At 32.5% G+C, this 16,500-nt stretch carries 16 protein-coding genes; 3 read left to right on the forward strand and 13 right to left on the reverse strand.

Going from position 1 to position 16,500, the window contains the following annotated elements:
* Positions 1-244 precede the first annotated feature (244 nt).
* From vraR to map, 5 genes are all read right to left on the reverse strand, one after another.
* Positions 245-874, reverse strand: coding sequence for a response regulator transcription factor VraR (vraR, locus tag BTM19_RS11615; RefSeq protein WP_017723494.1), 630 nt, complete (start codon positions 872-874; stop codon positions 245-247).
* Positions 864-1,907, reverse strand: a complete 1,044-nt coding sequence (gene vraS / locus BTM19_RS11620) for a sensor histidine kinase VraS (protein WP_029378980.1) — start codon at positions 1,905-1,907, stop codon at positions 864-866. Before vraS ends, vraR begins: the two co-directional genes overlap by 11 nt.
* A complete protein-coding gene (gene vraT, locus BTM19_RS11625; RefSeq protein WP_029378979.1) occupies positions 1,904-2,605 on the reverse strand; it encodes a cell wall-active antibiotics response protein VraT in 702 nt (233 codons plus the stop codon). The genes vraS and vraT overlap by 4 nt, the downstream gene beginning before the upstream one ends.
* A gap of 16 nt (positions 2,606-2,621) precedes the next feature.
* Positions 2,622-3,008 (reverse strand): hypothetical protein, encoded by a 387-nt coding sequence (locus BTM19_RS11630; RefSeq protein ID WP_029378978.1) that lies wholly within the window; start codon positions 3,006-3,008, stop codon positions 2,622-2,624.
* 104 nt (positions 3,009-3,112) lie between these two features.
* Positions 3,113-3,865, reverse strand: a complete 753-nt coding sequence (gene map / locus BTM19_RS11635) for a type I methionyl aminopeptidase (protein WP_029378977.1) — start codon at positions 3,863-3,865, stop codon at positions 3,113-3,115.
* 176 nt (positions 3,866-4,041) lie between these two features.
* Between map and BTM19_RS11640 the strand changes: the two genes are divergently transcribed.
* Positions 4,042-5,028, forward strand: coding sequence for an FUSC family protein (locus tag BTM19_RS11640; RefSeq protein ID WP_038678842.1), 987 nt, complete (start codon positions 4,042-4,044; stop codon positions 5,026-5,028).
* A 198-nt stretch (positions 5,029-5,226) separates the two neighbouring features.
* On the opposite strand, the gene gatD is transcribed toward BTM19_RS11640, so the two are convergent.
* Together gatD and murT are read right to left on the reverse strand one after the other, a co-directional pair.
* Positions 5,227-5,949: a lipid II isoglutaminyl synthase subunit GatD gene (gene gatD, locus BTM19_RS11645; RefSeq protein WP_029378975.1), complete on the reverse strand. Its 723-nt coding sequence runs from the start codon at positions 5,947-5,949 to the stop codon at positions 5,227-5,229.
* The gene (gene murT / locus BTM19_RS11650) at positions 5,946-7,265 is read right to left on the reverse strand and encodes a lipid II isoglutaminyl synthase subunit MurT (protein WP_029378974.1); all 1,320 of its coding nucleotides are present in this window, start codon (positions 7,263-7,265) and stop codon (positions 5,946-5,948) included. Before murT ends, gatD begins: the two co-directional genes overlap by 4 nt.
* Positions 7,266-7,433: 168 nt before the next feature.
* Here murT and BTM19_RS11655 point away from each other — a divergent pair, with 168 nt between their 5' ends.
* Both BTM19_RS11655 and BTM19_RS11660 read left to right on the forward strand, forming a co-directional pair.
* Positions 7,434-7,937, forward strand: a complete 504-nt coding sequence (locus tag BTM19_RS11655; RefSeq protein ID WP_029378973.1) for a ferritin — start codon at positions 7,434-7,436, stop codon at positions 7,935-7,937.
* Positions 7,938-8,220: 283 nt separating this feature from the next.
* Positions 8,221-8,775: a 3'-5' exonuclease gene (locus tag BTM19_RS11660; protein WP_029378972.1), complete on the forward strand. Its 555-nt coding sequence runs from the start codon at positions 8,221-8,223 to the stop codon at positions 8,773-8,775.
* Positions 8,776-8,823: 48 nt separating this feature from the next.
* On the opposite strand, the gene dinB is transcribed toward BTM19_RS11660, so the two are convergent.
* The 6 genes from dinB to gatA form a co-directional block, all read right to left on the reverse strand.
* On the reverse strand, positions 8,824-9,894 hold the full coding sequence (gene dinB / locus BTM19_RS11665; RefSeq protein ID WP_038678844.1) for a DNA polymerase IV: 1,071 nt from the start codon (positions 9,892-9,894) through the stop codon (positions 8,824-8,826).
* 202 nt (positions 9,895-10,096) lie between these two features.
* Positions 10,097-10,648, reverse strand: a complete 552-nt coding sequence (locus BTM19_RS11670; protein WP_029378970.1) for a DUF3267 domain-containing protein — start codon at positions 10,646-10,648, stop codon at positions 10,097-10,099.
* Positions 10,649-10,860: 212 nt separating this feature from the next.
* Complete coding sequence (gene rlmD, locus BTM19_RS11675) at positions 10,861-12,222, reverse strand: 23S rRNA (uracil(1939)-C(5))-methyltransferase RlmD (RefSeq protein ID WP_038678846.1); 1,362 nt, start codon at positions 12,220-12,222, stop codon at positions 10,861-10,863.
* A gap of 71 nt (positions 12,223-12,293) precedes the next feature.
* Positions 12,294-13,211, reverse strand: a complete 918-nt coding sequence (locus BTM19_RS11680) for a diacylglycerol kinase (RefSeq protein WP_029378968.1) — start codon at positions 13,209-13,211, stop codon at positions 12,294-12,296.
* 390 nt (positions 13,212-13,601) lie between these two features.
* Complete coding sequence (gene gatB / locus BTM19_RS11685) at positions 13,602-15,029, reverse strand: Asp-tRNA(Asn)/Glu-tRNA(Gln) amidotransferase subunit GatB (protein ID WP_029378967.1); 1,428 nt, start codon at positions 15,027-15,029, stop codon at positions 13,602-13,604.
* Positions 15,030-15,041: 12 nt separating this feature from the next.
* Positions 15,042-16,499 carry an Asp-tRNA(Asn)/Glu-tRNA(Gln) amidotransferase subunit GatA gene (gene gatA, locus BTM19_RS11690; protein ID WP_029378966.1) on the reverse strand — a complete coding sequence of 486 codons (1,458 nt, stop codon included), beginning with the start codon at positions 16,497-16,499 and terminating at the stop codon, positions 15,042-15,044.
* Position 16,500 lies beyond the last annotated feature (1 nt).

Consider the following 16,500-nt stretch of genomic DNA (forward strand, 5'->3'; position numbering starts at 1 on the left):
AAGTCATGTGAACGGGACAGAAATCTAATTTATTTAAAAAGATTTCGCCATTCTAACCTAGCTAAGATGACTAGGTTAGACAGTTCGCCTGATCTAAATCTAAAAAATTTGGTGCAAGCCTACTAACTCATTATACTGATTATGGTTGGCTTACGTCATCTTGATATAAAAATAAAGGCTAAAACACAACGTATTTAATGATTACGTTTCTGTTTTAGCCTTTATTTATTATATACTTTGTAACTTATTGAATTAAGTTATGTTGAAAAGCGTAAATAACAGCTTGTGTTCTATCTTGTACTTCTAATTTACTCAAAATATTACTTACATGTGTTTTAACAGTTTTAATTGTTATATGTGAGGCGCTTGCTATTTCTTGGTTTGAGTAGCCTTTTGCTATTAATAATAAGATTTCCATCTCACGTTCTGTTAACATTTCATATAATTCTGCACGTTGCTTCATTCTATTTCTCATCTTAACTAAAACTTCTGCTTCAAAAACCGACTCATTATTATAGGTTTTTCTTATTGCCTCTGCAATATCACTAGCACTCGTTGTTTTTAAAATGTAGCTATCCACACCAGAATCAAGTGCACGGTATACTTCGTTATCTTCTATATAACTCGTAAGCATGACTACTTTCATATGAGGTAAATCTTTTTTTACTTGTTCGGTTGCTTCAACACCGTCCATATCATCCATTAGTAAATCCATTAATATTAAATCAGGATTCAATTGGTGAGCTTTTTCAATTGCTTCCTTTCCCGATTTCCCTTCTCCTACAACATCAATATCTGGTTGTGTTGATAAATAGCTAGATATTCCAATTCGGACCATTTCATGGTCATCCACAAATAAAACTTTAATCGGCATATGAATCCTCCTTATTTAATGGGGCTTTAACTTCAATTCTGGTACCTGCATCAGGTAGTGACACAATATGAAACGTTGCACCAATCTCAAGTGCACGCTCACGCATATTTTTTAAGCCATAACTTTGTTCTACTTTATCATCAACATTAAAGCCTTTACCATTATCTTGTATTCTCAATAATAAATAATCATCTCTATTAAATAACTCTATAGTTACTTTAGTTCCCTTTGAATGCCTTAATGTATTCGATATAGCTTCTTGTGTGATTCTAAATAAATGATCTTCAATACCTTTAGGTACTTTAAATTCTTCTATATCATGTATAACTTTCATCGGTACTTTTTTCTGTAGATCTACAACTAAGTCTTTAATACCTTCACCAAGTGATTTATCTTTCAATCCTATAGGTCTTAAATGTAGTAATAAAGCTCTCATTTCTAGCTGAGAATCTTGAATCATTTTCTCTAGTACCGGAATTTGCTGATCTAATGGTGCCTCTAATTTTGTTTCTTTTATTGCTGATAACATCATGCTTGCTGCGAACAACTGCTGACTCACTGAATCATGTAATTCACGTGCTAGCCTTTGTCGTTCATCTTCAATAATTTTTTTCACTTTTACATCATTAATATTATATGATTCATTAGTTAAATTTTGCGTTTTCATCCTTAATTTATGTACTTCTTGATTTAAAGGGACGAACGTTTGATATAACTCAATGGTTTCATTATACAATTCTATATTTTGATCATTTATACCTACAGTTTGCCCTTCTATTGATCTTTCTATTTGGTCTTTTAACCAATGATTTTGTTGGTTTATTTTATAAGCTAATACAGAACCTACAATAATACAGAGCAAAATAACCATTAAATTTAAAAATAATAAGACGGGTATACCAAATATTTGGGTATAAAACATACCTTGAAAGTACATTACGTTAACAAATACTTTATCAATAAAAAATATAGCAAAAAATGTACTATAAACTAATATCAACATCGAACCTATTGCTCTAATGTAGTGATTCATTTATAAATCACCTCAACATCACCTAAGAAGGACGAAACATAAATATTTACAGCATAGTTATCTTCTTTAGTTTTCTCAATAATTTTGATATTATTATTTTCAACTTTATAAGATGTCTCATTTACATAGGCGTTACCATATAACGTCGTGAAATGCAAAATTATATTGTAGTTCAATGGGACGATAATTTGTACTTTCCCAATAATATGACGGATGACTAGCGTATTATTCTCTTTAATATTGGCTGCCTTCGACATATCGATATGGATGTCCCCAATACCATGTTGTACCTGAATATCTTCCCATTTATATACATACACAGGTGTACGTTGTTCACCAAACCATTTTTGTTTTATAAAATCTGGCGTATCGACCTCTTCTTCAGTAGCAGTTATTTTCAAAGGTCTAAATCTATAAATAATGTATCTAACAATAAGTACTATTAAAAATACAAACAAGATTATAATTGTGTATTTATTAGAAAGTAACGTAAATGCAATAAACAATACCCCTATCCAAAACGAGAGTAGTCCACGTACTTTATGAAAATAAATATAACCTACATAAACTAAAATACAACCAAGTAATAAAACAAGTAAAAAGCCAATTTTTTCAAAGAAAATATAATAAAAATTGGCAATAATCATCAATGCTGTAAAAACGATAAGCATCTCTGTCGATATATATTTATGAGTCATGTTTCGCCACCTTTCTTCAAGCGACTAAACTAATGCGTTCGATTAAATCACACTCAGTTTCGATATTTGCTCTTTCAACTGCTTGTTGTGATAGATCGGATTCGATTCGAGCGTAGTCTGCTTCCATTTCATTTAAGTCATTTTTTATTCTATCTATTTCGATATCCTCAATCTCTTGAGCACAATAAATGTAATCTTCATCTATCATATCAATATACTTATTTTCTAATGATAACGTTAAATTATCAATTAATTTTCCTACATAAACTTTTCTATCGCGTAAGTAATTTATGTACATTTCAATACTTCTTAATTTGTTATCTAAATACTTTCTATATTCTACTAAACTAGTATAGAAAGTGTTTTTTGTCATTTTTTCTAAGTAAGTCTTAATATAATTCATAGAATCACCTCATGATTGATTAGCTTCTATTATAAAAAATATCCGGAACCTTTAATATAGGCTCCGGAACCATCTTATATTAGGACTTTAGACCGAAACACCATCTAATCTATTTTAGTAGTTAATACTGGTCCGTCTTTTGTCACAATGACAGTATGTTCAATTTGAGCCACAAAACTTTTATCTTTTGTTTCAAATGCCCATTCATTCTTTCCTTCAGTAACGTATGTTGCTTTTGTAGAAATAAATGGTTCTACTGCTATGACTGTACCTTCTTTTAGTAACGTTTTATCTTTTGGTTCGTAATAGTTCATCACGTGGTTTGGTGCTTCATGTAATGATTGTCCAACACCATGACCAGTTAAGTTTTTTATTACAGTAAGGTTGTTCTTACGTGCAGTTGCATGCACTGCTTTACCAATTTGGCTAAGTTTAGCACCTGGTTTAATTCTTGTCATCGCTGCTTCAAAAGCCTCTAATGCTACGTCACAAACTTTTTGTTTCAATGGGTTATCAGCTTCACCGACAACAAATGAAATACCTGTATCCGCATAGTAACCATTTTTCAAGGCTGATACATCAATATTCACCAAGTCACCTTCGTTTATTTTACGTTTACCCGGAATACCGTGAGCAACTTCTTCATTCACACTGATACATGTTTGACCTGGGAAGTTTTCATCATGAATTGGTGCTGAGATTGCACCATGTTCTTCAAATAATACTTTTGCTATATCATCTAACTCTTTAGTAGTTACACCTGGTTTAGTGGCAGCTTGCATTTTATCTCTTATTAAAGCACATATGTAACCAATATCTTTTAAAGCTGCTAATTCTTCTTCTGTTTTTACGATCATATTATCCCGTTCCTTTATATATATTATATTCTCCCTTATTATAGCAGAATTTTTTTGATATAATAAATTAGAAAATTTTAACATGTATAGTTTAACATTTTATGGAACGAATGACATGACTACTTTTAATATTTCATATTGTTTTAACTACTATACATACCATTAGGAGTTTTTCTATGAATGACATTTGGTATAAAAAGATTATTGGTGCACGAACAATCAAAACAGGATTAGCTACATTTTTAACAGCATTGTTATGCTTGGCATTAGACTTAAATCCTATTTTTGCAATTTTAACAGCAATTGTTACAATTGAACCAACTGCTAAAGCTTCTCTGAAAAAAGGCTATCGAAGACTACCAGCAACAATTATAGGCGCTTTATTTGCCGTAGTATTTACCTTTATCTTCGGTGACCAATCACCTTTTACTTATGCTTTTAGTGCAACATTTACAATTATTTTGTGTACAAAATTAAATTTACATGTAGGCACAACTGTTGCCACGCTTACTGCAATGGCTATGATTCCAGGCATCCACGATGCTTATTTCTTTAACTTCTTTTCTAGACTTTTAACAGCTATCATCGGTCTTGTAACTGCTGGCCTTGTAAACTTTATTATTTTACCTCCAAAGTATTATGATCAATTAGAATCCTCCATTAATACTTCAGAACGTAAAATGTATGCTCTTTTTGATTTGAGAATGCGTCAACTCCTACTTGGTAAATTCACTAAAAGCGCACCTTATCGTCAGTTAAATGCTTTAGTCGACATTAATCAGAAAGTAGAAACGTTATTAGCTTATCAAAAAGATGAACTCAGTTACCATAAGCATAATGACTCCGATTGGTTACGGTTAAAGTCATTAACTACCCGATCTCACACAAATAGGTTATTTATAACTCATTTATCAAATTTAGTCTACCTACCAAAAGATACTAATGTAACATTTACACATGAGGAAAAATTGGCCATCCTTTATATTGCACAGAGTATAAATAACATCTATGTTACTGGACATTTTGAACGCCAACCACGCCACGCTTCATTGCTCAAGACATCAGTCAAAGGTTTAGATGAATTTGACGAAAATCAAATTAAGAGTCACATCATTTATGAAATACTATTAATTTATCGAATATTAGATCATCGTTTCGCTTAACAATATTATACTTAGCCAATTGCTAGATAATTGTATTTGCTAACTAATTAGATATAAAAAAAGAGTGGTACAGAAATTATTTTAGTCAAAAATATTCTGTACCACTCTTTTGCGTCAATTGTATATAATGCTATCGTATTAGCATAAACCCTTAATACGCTTTATTCAAAACATTTATTATAGTGCCTTTAAATTTAATTAATTACTTTTTTGTACACGTTCAACAATTACTCTTTTAGCAGCTTCTTCTTCTGTATTATCCACTTGTTTAGGCTCAAATTCTATACCTTTACGCTCACAAGCTTTCTCTAATAAATAATCTGTAATTTCATGATTTTTTGGTAAAATTGGACCATGCAAATATGTGCCTAATAGATTTTTATAATGTATACCTTCTGTCGCTTCATCATCGTTATTGCCATAACCATGTGTTACTTTACCTAAAGTACCATAAGGATGATATGTACGACCACCGTGATTTTCGAAACCAACAATCGTACCGAAAGTCTCGCTTTGTATGACGATGTCACCAGTAAGACGTTCTTTTTGTGATTCTGTATAAAAATCCAATATATTTAAGCCCGCAAGTTCTGTACCATCAGGAGTAATGTATTTACTACCTAAAAACTGATACCCTCCACAAATCGTTAGACCTGGCATGCCATCTTCTATTGCTTCTTTTAAAATATCTTTAATTTTACTTAACTCTTTTGTAGCAAGCGTTTGTTCTCTATCACTTCCACCGCCGATAAAGAATATATCACATCCATCTAACGTAACACCTTCTGTTTCATTAACATCTACAACATTCAATTTAATATTTCTTAATTTGGCACGTTGCTTTAATGCAATAATGTTACCTATATCACTATATAAATTTAATTTGTCTGGCATAAAATGATAAATCGTTAATTCATTCATTTCACTTCGACCTCCTCGAATGAGTGGTTTAATTGTTCTAACATTGGTGCAAGTGAAGTGTAATTTGGAATTGCCACGGTAAAACTTTCTTTATAATCCATTGTTTTAGCCGTTGCTTTGTATATATCTTTTTCCAAAATAATCGGCACGTTAACGCCAGCAAGTTTTAATCTTAATTGCAATTCCTCAGCACGTGTACCTGTAACAACAATTGCTTCAATTTGCTGTCTGGTTAACTTTTCAAAATCAGCATCATATATCCATGATGTATCCCTACCATCTGCTGCATTATCGTTTAAGCTCAACACATAAACTTTACTACCAGCCAATTGTTCTCCCACAGATAAACTTGCATTCATTCCAGCAGGATTTTTCGCAAGATTAATCATTGCCTCTTTACTATCTTTTTTAAAATACTGCATACGGCCATTGTCCGAAGTATAAGTTTCAAAACCTTGTCGTATACCTTCATCATTTATACCTAATTCTCTTAAAACTGTGTATGCTGCTATCGCATTATACGCGTTAAAATCACCAGCTATTTTCATATTAAATGTAGTTGTTCCAACATCTAAATTAATAAATGGTGTAAGTGTAAATTTAGATACTTCGTATTTAGCATCTTCACGTTTAAATCCACATTCGCAATGATAGTGCCCTATTTGGTTATATTGTACATAATCATAATGTAATAACTGACCACAGTTTGGACAATAACGGCTTTCATTCATTGTACTTTGCTCAAATTCATGAGCGTGTGCTTTCATCCCATAATAAACGACTGTATCACTAGCTATTTTTAATCTACTAACAAATGGGTCATCCGCATTTAACAGCAACTTAATTCCCTTATTATTAATTGCATTTGCTATATTATTAACCATAATATCGATTTCGCCAAAACGATCCATTTGATCTCGGAAGAAATTCGTAACAACCATCATTGTCGGTGTTACTTCATTAAGTACTCTTGGAATTGACCCTTCATCTATTTCAATAACTGCAATTTTTGTATCTTTTTTATTTTGTAAAATAAAAGCTGATGTTATACCTGCAGCCATATTTGCGCCTTCATTATTATGTATGATTTCAATATCATTAGCTCTTAAAGTATGACCGATTAAGTTCGAAGTCGTCGTTTTGCCATTTGTACCACTAATGAAGACTATCTCATCAACTTGAGAAGCTAATTTTCGTAATATATTTTTATCTATTCTTCTAGCAACTTGACCTGGCAAATCTGTACCTTTTTTACCGGCAGCTTTACTCGCTTGCCTAGCTATTTTTGCTAATCGGGTTGCAGTCCAATGTCTCATATACTTCCTCCTCTACTCTTCACTAGAATATTATAACATGATTATGTTGTATTCCAAACAATTCTAAATCTAAATTACCGTTACATTTTTACTATGATTATTGTGTATAATTTACTACTATGAATAGTTTTGATATACTTAAAAAAAAGCATTGGAGGCTTATTAATTATGTTAAATGAAGACTTATTAAATGCATTAAATGAACAAATGAACCATGAATTTTATGCCGCTCATGCATATATGGCTATGGCTGCTTTCTGTGATGACAATTCTTATGAAGGATTTGCTAACTTCTATATCCAACAAGCGAAAGAAGAACGTTTCCATGGTAAAAAAATATATGACTATATTAATGACCGTGGCGGCCACGCACTTTTTAGTTCTATCCCTGCACCAAAAACAGAATTCACAAGTATTTTAGAAACATTTAAAGATGGTTTAGCTCAAGAACAAGAAGTTACACGTAGATTCTATAATTTATCTGACTTAGCAACTAAAGATAAAGACTACGCAACAATTTCATTCTTAAATTGGTTCTTAGATGAACAAGTTGAAGAAGAAGCTATGTTTGAAACACACATCGATTACTTAAATCGTATTGGTGATGACAGTAATACGCTCTATCTTTATGAAAAAGAATTAGCTGCACGTTCGTTCGAAGAGGAAGCTTAAGTCTTATCGTACATTTAAATCACTTATAAGATATTTATGCTATTCTAATGCCATAGCATAAATATCTTATTTTTTTGTCTCCATGCTCGATTTTGGAAAATTATAAAGGAATCAACCTAGAAATCAATTTTTTGTCATATCCTTCTTATTACTATCCTTCCACAAATTAATATTCTTTAAACTGATTACAAAAGCCACCTTGAATAGTTTTGTTAGCTTGACTAGTTTCCCATATTTATATAAAGTCATTACATATTTAATATTAAGAAAGGAAACCTGTAACATGAATTCAGATGCCTTTATTGCTCTAGATTTTGAAACTGCAAATGGGAAACGTACGAGTATTTGTTCAGTAGGGATGGTTAAAGTTGTTAACCATCAAATAACAGAAACATTTTACACCCTCATTAATCCTAATGATTTCTTTTCACAACAAAATATTGCAGTACATGGTATTCATCCCGAGGAAGTTGCAGACGCTCCTACTTTTAAAACTGTGTACCCGTACATGTTAAAATTTATAGATGATTTACCAGTAGTAGCTCATAATGCAGCTTTTGATATGACTGTTTTACATGAAAGTATTAGATCATTAGGAATTGAAACGCCATGCATGACTTATTTTTGTTCACTTCAATTATCTCGAAGAACAATTCAGCATCATCGTTATGGTTTGAACTATATGATGCAATATTATAACTTAGACTTTCATGGACATCACGATGCCCTTAACGATGCTAAAGCTTGTGCTATGATTACATTTAGACTTTTAAAACACTATGACAATTTATCAAGTATGCTTAAGGTATACGGTAAAGACCTTAGAGATAAAGACTAAACCTTATCAGTGACTATAAGTTGATGAAACTATATCAATTAAAATCTTTTAAATATAATCATAAATTGTCATATTTTCGAATGTCGCCTTTTCCAGGTTCCCTACAGTTACACCTATAAGTCTAATAGGTGTATTGGAATCTTTTAATTCGGTATATAAACTATATGCAACATTATAGATATCGGTTTCATTCCGTATAGGGTCACGTAAGCTACGTTGCTTTGATAATGTTTCAAATTTAAATGTCTTTATTTTAACAGTTACCGTTTTACCTGATTTATGCAATTTAGCTAACCGTTCTGCTGTCTTATTACTAAGCTCCCAAACTTTTTGTAATATTTCATCATCGTCGTTCATATCGGCAGCAAATGTTCGCTCTGTACCGACTGATTTTCTAATCCTCGTTGATTTAACTGGATTATTGTCTATCCCTCTTGCCTTATTATATAAACCGTGACCTCTTTTACCAAACAGCCTAATAAGCTCTCGCTCGCTTTGATTATATAAATCTTGCCCCGTATATATGTGATGCTCATGCATTTTTTCTTTAGAAGCTTTACCTACTCCCGGAAAATCACCAATATCTAACTCCATCAATATTTTGTGTACATTACGATAATCAATTACAGTTAAACCGTTTGGTTTGTTCATACCACTAGCTAACTTTGCTAGAAACTTATTATAAGAGACACCTGCAGATGATGTAAGTTGGGTCGCTTCAAAAATATCTCTCCGTATATATTGTGCAATTTGAGAAGCAGGTAAATCTGGTCTGACAAGATGGGTAATATCTAAGTAAGCCTCATCTAAAGAAAGTGGTTCAACGATGTCAGTATAACTTTTAAATATTTTCATGATCTGTTCTGATGCTTCCCTATAAGCCTCAAACCGAGGCGTCACGTAATAACCATTTGGGCAAAGTTTATGAGCCTGAGCGGTGGGCATTGCAGAGTGAACACCATATTTTCTTGCTTCATAAGACGCTGTAGAAACAACGCCTCTACCACTTGCTTTACCACCTACAATAACTGGTTTCCCTTTTAATTTTGGATTGTCTCTCATTTCAACTTGCGCAAAAAAACAGTCCATATCAATATGAATAATTCTTCTCTCTGACAATGTCCTCACCTCCTCTTTTTATTAAGTTTCAAACTTTACATTACTTATATCTTACAATTTACTATATTATAATTCTTCAAATTTGCTCATTAAAAAAGAGTTAGTTCTAGCTATTAAAATACATAACGAACGTATCGTCAATATGTATTTTAATAGTAGAATACTAACTCTCTAATTAAAAACAATTTATATTAAATATAAGCTATTTTGCTTCTATTTGTAAGTCTTGAAGTGAAGCTTTCGTGTAAAATATAATGCCATCTTCTGTGTCTTCAATCAATTGCACGTTTTTATTGAATGCACCTGATAGAAAGTACAAATCCAACACACAGTATCCTATGTGGAAACACGCTATAAATATAAATGATGAATATGCAAAGAAAGAAAATAGTATGAATATCGCAGTTGTAATAATGACAAATGGAGCCAACATGATGCTGATGTACTGCCATTTTTTAAAATAAACGTTCGGCATATGTGTTGTCATTAAACCTAATCGAATCTGATACGTAGGTTTATTACCTTTTGAAAACATTCGAAACATAATGTTGTGAATAAATTCATGTAAGAAGTATACAACTGCAAAACCTATTATGCCAAGCAACAAATTTAAAACAATGTTCTGTTCAATAATATGTGTCATAGAATAAGCTATTTTATAAGATACTAAAATGCTTATCATCACAATTGTAAATTGAAATAAGATAAAGCCTTCAAGCGCCTTTTTGCTCGAAAACAAATCAATTTTGAACATCAGTCACCCCTCCATGTCATTCGTTATTACCTAGAGTATACAACGATTACCTACACTAATAAAGGGCTTTTCAACAAAGTTAGTTGCTTGTAATTAAATTTTAACAAACTTACTCTATTTGCAATAATCTGCAATACTCAGTAAACAAATAATTAATTACTTTCACAATTACTATATATAATAAAACATTTTATTAACCTACTGATTTAAATCTAAAGTCTCTCAAATTGTGCAACAGTTTCAACGTGTGTTGTATGAGGAAACATATCTACAGGTGTTATTTGGGTTAATTTATAATGTTGTGCTAGTAATTGAGCATCGCGCTGCTGTGTCGATGGATTGCAGGAAATGTAGACGATCTTTTTGGGTTTTAATTCTAATAAAGTTTCCAAAAATGTTTCGTCACACCCTTTACGAGGTGGATCAACCATTACTACATCTGGTTTAATTCCTTCTGATTCCCATTTTAAGATAACATCTTCAGCCTTACCACAGACAAAAGTAGTATTTTCAAATTGGTTTATAGTCGCATTTAACTGCGCATCCTTTATTGCTTCAGGTACAACTTCAACCCCATAGACATGTTTCGCTTTTGGAGCCATGTATAATCCAATAGTACCAATACCACAATACGTATCAAGCACTACTTCTTCACCTTGTAGTTCAGCATATTCTATAGCACGTTGATATAACTTTTCAGTCTGTACGGAATTAATTTGATAAAACGATTGGTCATTTATTTTGAATGTAACATCAGATAATGTATCTTCAATCTCATCTTTTCCATATAAAGTATATGAATTATCTCCCATAATCACATTGGAATGTGTTGTATTTATATTTTGTTTAACACTGACAATTTCTGGAAAGTCAGCTACTAATCTCTCAGTTATAACATCACTTTGTTTAAACTTTTTACCATTTGTGACAAAGATTACCATTAATTCTCTTGAGTGGTGCCCAGTTCTAATAACCACATGACGCATTAATCCTTGCTTCTGATGTTCATTATAAACACTCACATTAAGTTCGTTAAACCATACTTTAACCTTATTTATTACATCTTGATGTAAACTATCTTGTATTAAACATTCATCCATATCGATTATGTCATGGCTGCGCTGACGATAAAACCCTGTTATTATTTCATGCTCATTATTTTTTCCTACTGGAATTTGTGATTTATTTCTGTAATACCAAGGGTTATCCATTCCAATTGTATCGTGTATAACAACATCTTTAAATCCTGCTTTTCGTTGAAATAAATTTACCACTTGTTCTTTTTTCATATTTAATTGTGCTTGATAAGTCATATGCTGTAACTGGCAGCCACCACATTTATAATAATAGACACATGGTGGTTCTACACGTGACTCACTTTGTTCTTTAATAGTGATTAGTTTACCTATTGCAAAATTCTTTTTTACTTTAATCACTTTAAATTCAATTATTTCGTCTATTAATGCATTAGGAACAAAAACAGGATAACGATCAAATTTAACAACACCATGACCTTCATGCGTTAAATCTACAACTTTACCCTCTACGACTTCATTTTTTTGAATTGCGTTCATTATTTCACCCCACACTAAAAGAGGTTAGGAATATTTATAGACTGACCTAACCTCGTAGTTTATTCTGTATTTTATTGTTCTACTATTTCTTCGTTTTGTATATCACTTGGTGTAAACACTTCAATATGTTGTTTCAAATTTAAGAAATTACCTGGTAGTTTACCACCATATTCACCATCTACATTGAGTTGCATATCAGTAAATGAGGAAACACTTATAGATTTCGCTTTTTTATAATGTACCTTTGGGTGTTTCGTATGTTCACCTCTTGATGCTAAAGTCATTATATGGCCTAGTTCAGCAAGATTTGCCTTTTCAACGATAATCAAAGTAAAATAACCATCATCTAATTTCGCATCAGGCACTAATTTCTCAAAACCTGCCATTGAATTAGTCAAGCCAAGCAAAAACAAAAGTGCTTCGCCTTGAAATAATTCATCATCATATTCAATGCGGATATCTACTGCTTTCATTTGCGGTAACATTTCAAACCCTTTTATATAATATGCAAACGGTCCAACAATGGATTTTAATTTGCTCGGTGTTTCATACGATACTTGAGTTAATTGTCCTCCTGCCGCTAAATTAATAAAATAGCGACTATTCATTTTCCCTATATCTACACGCGTAATGTGACCTTCAATGATGACATCAATCGCACTCATTATATCAGTAGGTAAATGTAACGCACGACCAAAATCATTAACAGTGCCCATCGGAATGATACCTAAACTTGGTCTATTGGCCTTTTCTGCTATGCCATTGATAACTTCATTTAAAGTGCCATCGCCACCTGCGGCTATGAGTACATCGTAATTTTGTTCTAAACAACGTGTTGCTTCCGTTGTAGCATCTCCGACTTTTTCAGTTGCATAAGCACTTGTTTCAAAACCTGCTTTTTCTAATTTAATTAAAACATCTGGTAAGGTACGTTTAAAAAGTTCTTTGCCAGATGTTGGGTTATAAATGATTCTAGCTCGTTTTCTCATAATTTATCCCTCAACTTCGTATACTCATTACCTATATTAAATGATTTACATAGATGATAAAAGCATTTTAGATTAAATTTTAAAAGAAAATATGTAACAACGTGCAAAAATCAAGAGCAACAAAGGAATTTAATTTTCTTTTTAAAATATTACTTCGCTCCCTTGTATATGATAACTAGGATTAAGAGATTTAGCTGAACTTCCGCTCATGCATAAGAAGAACTAACCAATAAATTAAGAAATGCTTCTTTAGCGAAGTGGGACGTTAGCTGTTGCAAATAAAATAATTAAGGCTGAGACAATTTAATTGTCCCAGCCCGCTAATACTAGTTATAGATTTAATACATATGATAACAATTTAGTACTTATAAATATCTATGTGTTAACTTATTATCTTTTATCTAGTTCTTGTTTCAATAATTGGTTGACTAATTGTGGATTAGCTTGGCCTTTTGAAGCTTTCATAATTTGTCCAACTAAGAAGCCCATCGCTTTACCTTTACCATTTTTATAGTCTTCAATTGATTGTTCGTTATTATCTAATGCTTCATTAACAAACTTAAGAAGTGTTGCCTCATCCGAGATTTGAACTAAGCCCTTATCTTCCATAATTTGCTTGGCATCCCCACCATTTTCGGCAAGTTCTGGGAATACTTTTTTAGCAATTTTACTACTCATTGTTCCGTCTTCGATTAATTTAATCATTCCAGCTAAGTTTTCGGGTGTAAGTTTAGTATCTAATAATTCAATTTGGTTTTTATTTAAATACTCGTTTACTCCGCCCATTAACCAGTTAGATGTTAATTTGACGTCAGCACCTTGTGCTACAGCACCTTCGAAGAAATCTGACATTTCTTTAGTAAGTGTAAGTACATGTGCATCATAAGCTGGTAAACCAAATTGCTTAACATATTTCTCTTTTCTTTCATCTGGTAGTTCTGGGATTGTTTGACGAACTCGTTCTTTCCACTCATCATCAACGTATAGAGGAACGATATCTGGTTCCGGGAAGTAACGATAGTCGTCAGAACCTTCTTTAACACGCATTAATAATGTTTTACCATTAGATTCATCAAATCTACGTGTTTCTTGAAGAATTTCCCCACCGTTTAACAATTCTTCTTCTTGGCGTTTTTCTTCATATTCTAGTCCTTTACGAACATAAGTGAATGAATTTAAGTTTTTAAGTTCTGCTTTTGTACCAAATTCTTCTTGACCATATGGGCGTAAAGAAATATTAGCATCACAACGTAGTGAGCCTTCTTCCATTTTACAATCAGAAACGCCTGTATATTGAATAATAGAACGTAATTTTTCTAAGTATGCATACGCTTCTTGTGGAGAACGAATGTCTGGTTCAGATACGATTTCAATTAATGGCGTACCTTGTCTATTTAAATCAACTAAAGAATAGCCATCTTTATGTGTTGATTTACCAGCATCTTCTTCCATGTGTAAACGTGTGATACCAATACGTTTTGTCTCTCCATCAACCTCGATATCAATATAACCATTTTCACCAATTGGTTGGTCAAACTGTGATATTTGATATGCTTTTGGATTATCTGGATAGAAATAGTTTTTACGGTCAAATTTTGATTCCGTAGCAATTTCCATATTTAATGCCATTGATGCTCTCATAGCCCAATCAACTGCACGTTTATTTACTACTGGCAAGACACCAGGATATGCAAGGTCAATTACATTTGTATTTGAGTTTGGTTTCGCTCCAAAATGCGCTGGTGATGATGAGAACATTTTAGAATCTGTTTTCAACTCAACATGGACTTCTAGCCCAATAACTGTTTCAAAATGCATGATTTCCACTCCTTATAATTTTTCGTATTCATTATGAAAATTGAATTGTGTTTCATATTGGTAAGCGACACGGTACAATGTTTTTTCGTCAAAAGGTTTACCGATAAATTGTAAGCCAATTGGTCGACCATTTGATTGTCCACACGGTACAGAGATACCTGGTAATCCTGCTAAGTTTACAGGCGTTGTTAGTAAATCGTTCGCATACATTGTAAGTGGATCATCAATTTCTTCACCTAAATTAAATGCAGTTGTTGGTGTAGTAGGACCTACTACAACATCATAATTTTCAAAAATACGATCAAAGTCATTCTTAATTAAAGTTCTAACTTTTTGTGATTTTTTGTAGAAGGCATCGTAATATCCTGAGCTTAACGCAAATGTACCTAAGAAGATACGACGTTTAACTTCTTCACCAAAACCTTCGCTTCTAGACATTTTATATAATTCTTCTAATGAATTAGCTTCAGGCGAATGATAGCCATATCTTATACCGTCAAAACGAGATAAGTTTGATGACGCTTCTGAAGAAGCTATGACATAGTAAGATGGAATACCATACTTCGTATTAGGTAATGAAACTTCTTCAACTGTTGCACCTAATGATTTTAGTGTTTCAACTGCTTCTTTAACTGAATCTTTAACCTCATCAGAAATACCTTCACCTAAATATTCACTTGGTAAAGCTACTTTAAGGCCTTTGATGTCTTTTCCTATATCAGCTGTATAATCAGCTTCTTCAACAGGAGCGCTTGTTGAATCATTTTCGTCAACGCCTGTAATTGCTTCTAGCACTAGTGCATTATCTTTAACCGTACGTGTCAATGGACCAATTTGATCTAATGATGATGCGAATGCAACAAGACCGAAACGAGACACACGTCCATATGTTGGTTTTAGACCTACGATACCACAATATGCAGCTGGTTGACGAATTGAGCCACCAGTATCTGAACCTAAACTAAATGGTACTAAGCCCGCTGCTACAGCTGCTGCTGAACCACCAGATGAGCCACCTGGAACGGCAGTATGATCGAATGGATTTACTGTCTTTTTGAAATAAGATGTTTCTGTTGAACCACCCATTGCAAATTCGTCCATATTCAATTTACCGATAAGTACCGCATTTTCATTATGTAACTTATTCATTACAGTTGATTCATAAATCGGTACAAATCCTTCTAACATTTTACTAGCACAAGTTGTTTCCACACCTTCAGTAATAATGTTATCTTTAATTCCCATTGGAATACCGAATAACTTACCTTCCATTTGGTCCTTAGCTTGTAACTCATCAAGCTCTTGTGCTTTCTTAATTGCATTTTCTTTATCTAACGCAAGAAATGATTTAATAGTTGGATCCGTTTCTTCAATTGCATCGTAAATGTCATTAACAATTTGTGATGGTTTTATTTCTTTATTTTTGATTAAGCTGATTAAATTCTCCACAGATTCATAACGGATCGTCATC

It is taken from the genome of Staphylococcus xylosus (assembly GCF_002732165.1).
GTDB lineage: Bacteria > Bacillota > Bacilli > Staphylococcales > Staphylococcaceae > Staphylococcus > Staphylococcus xylosus.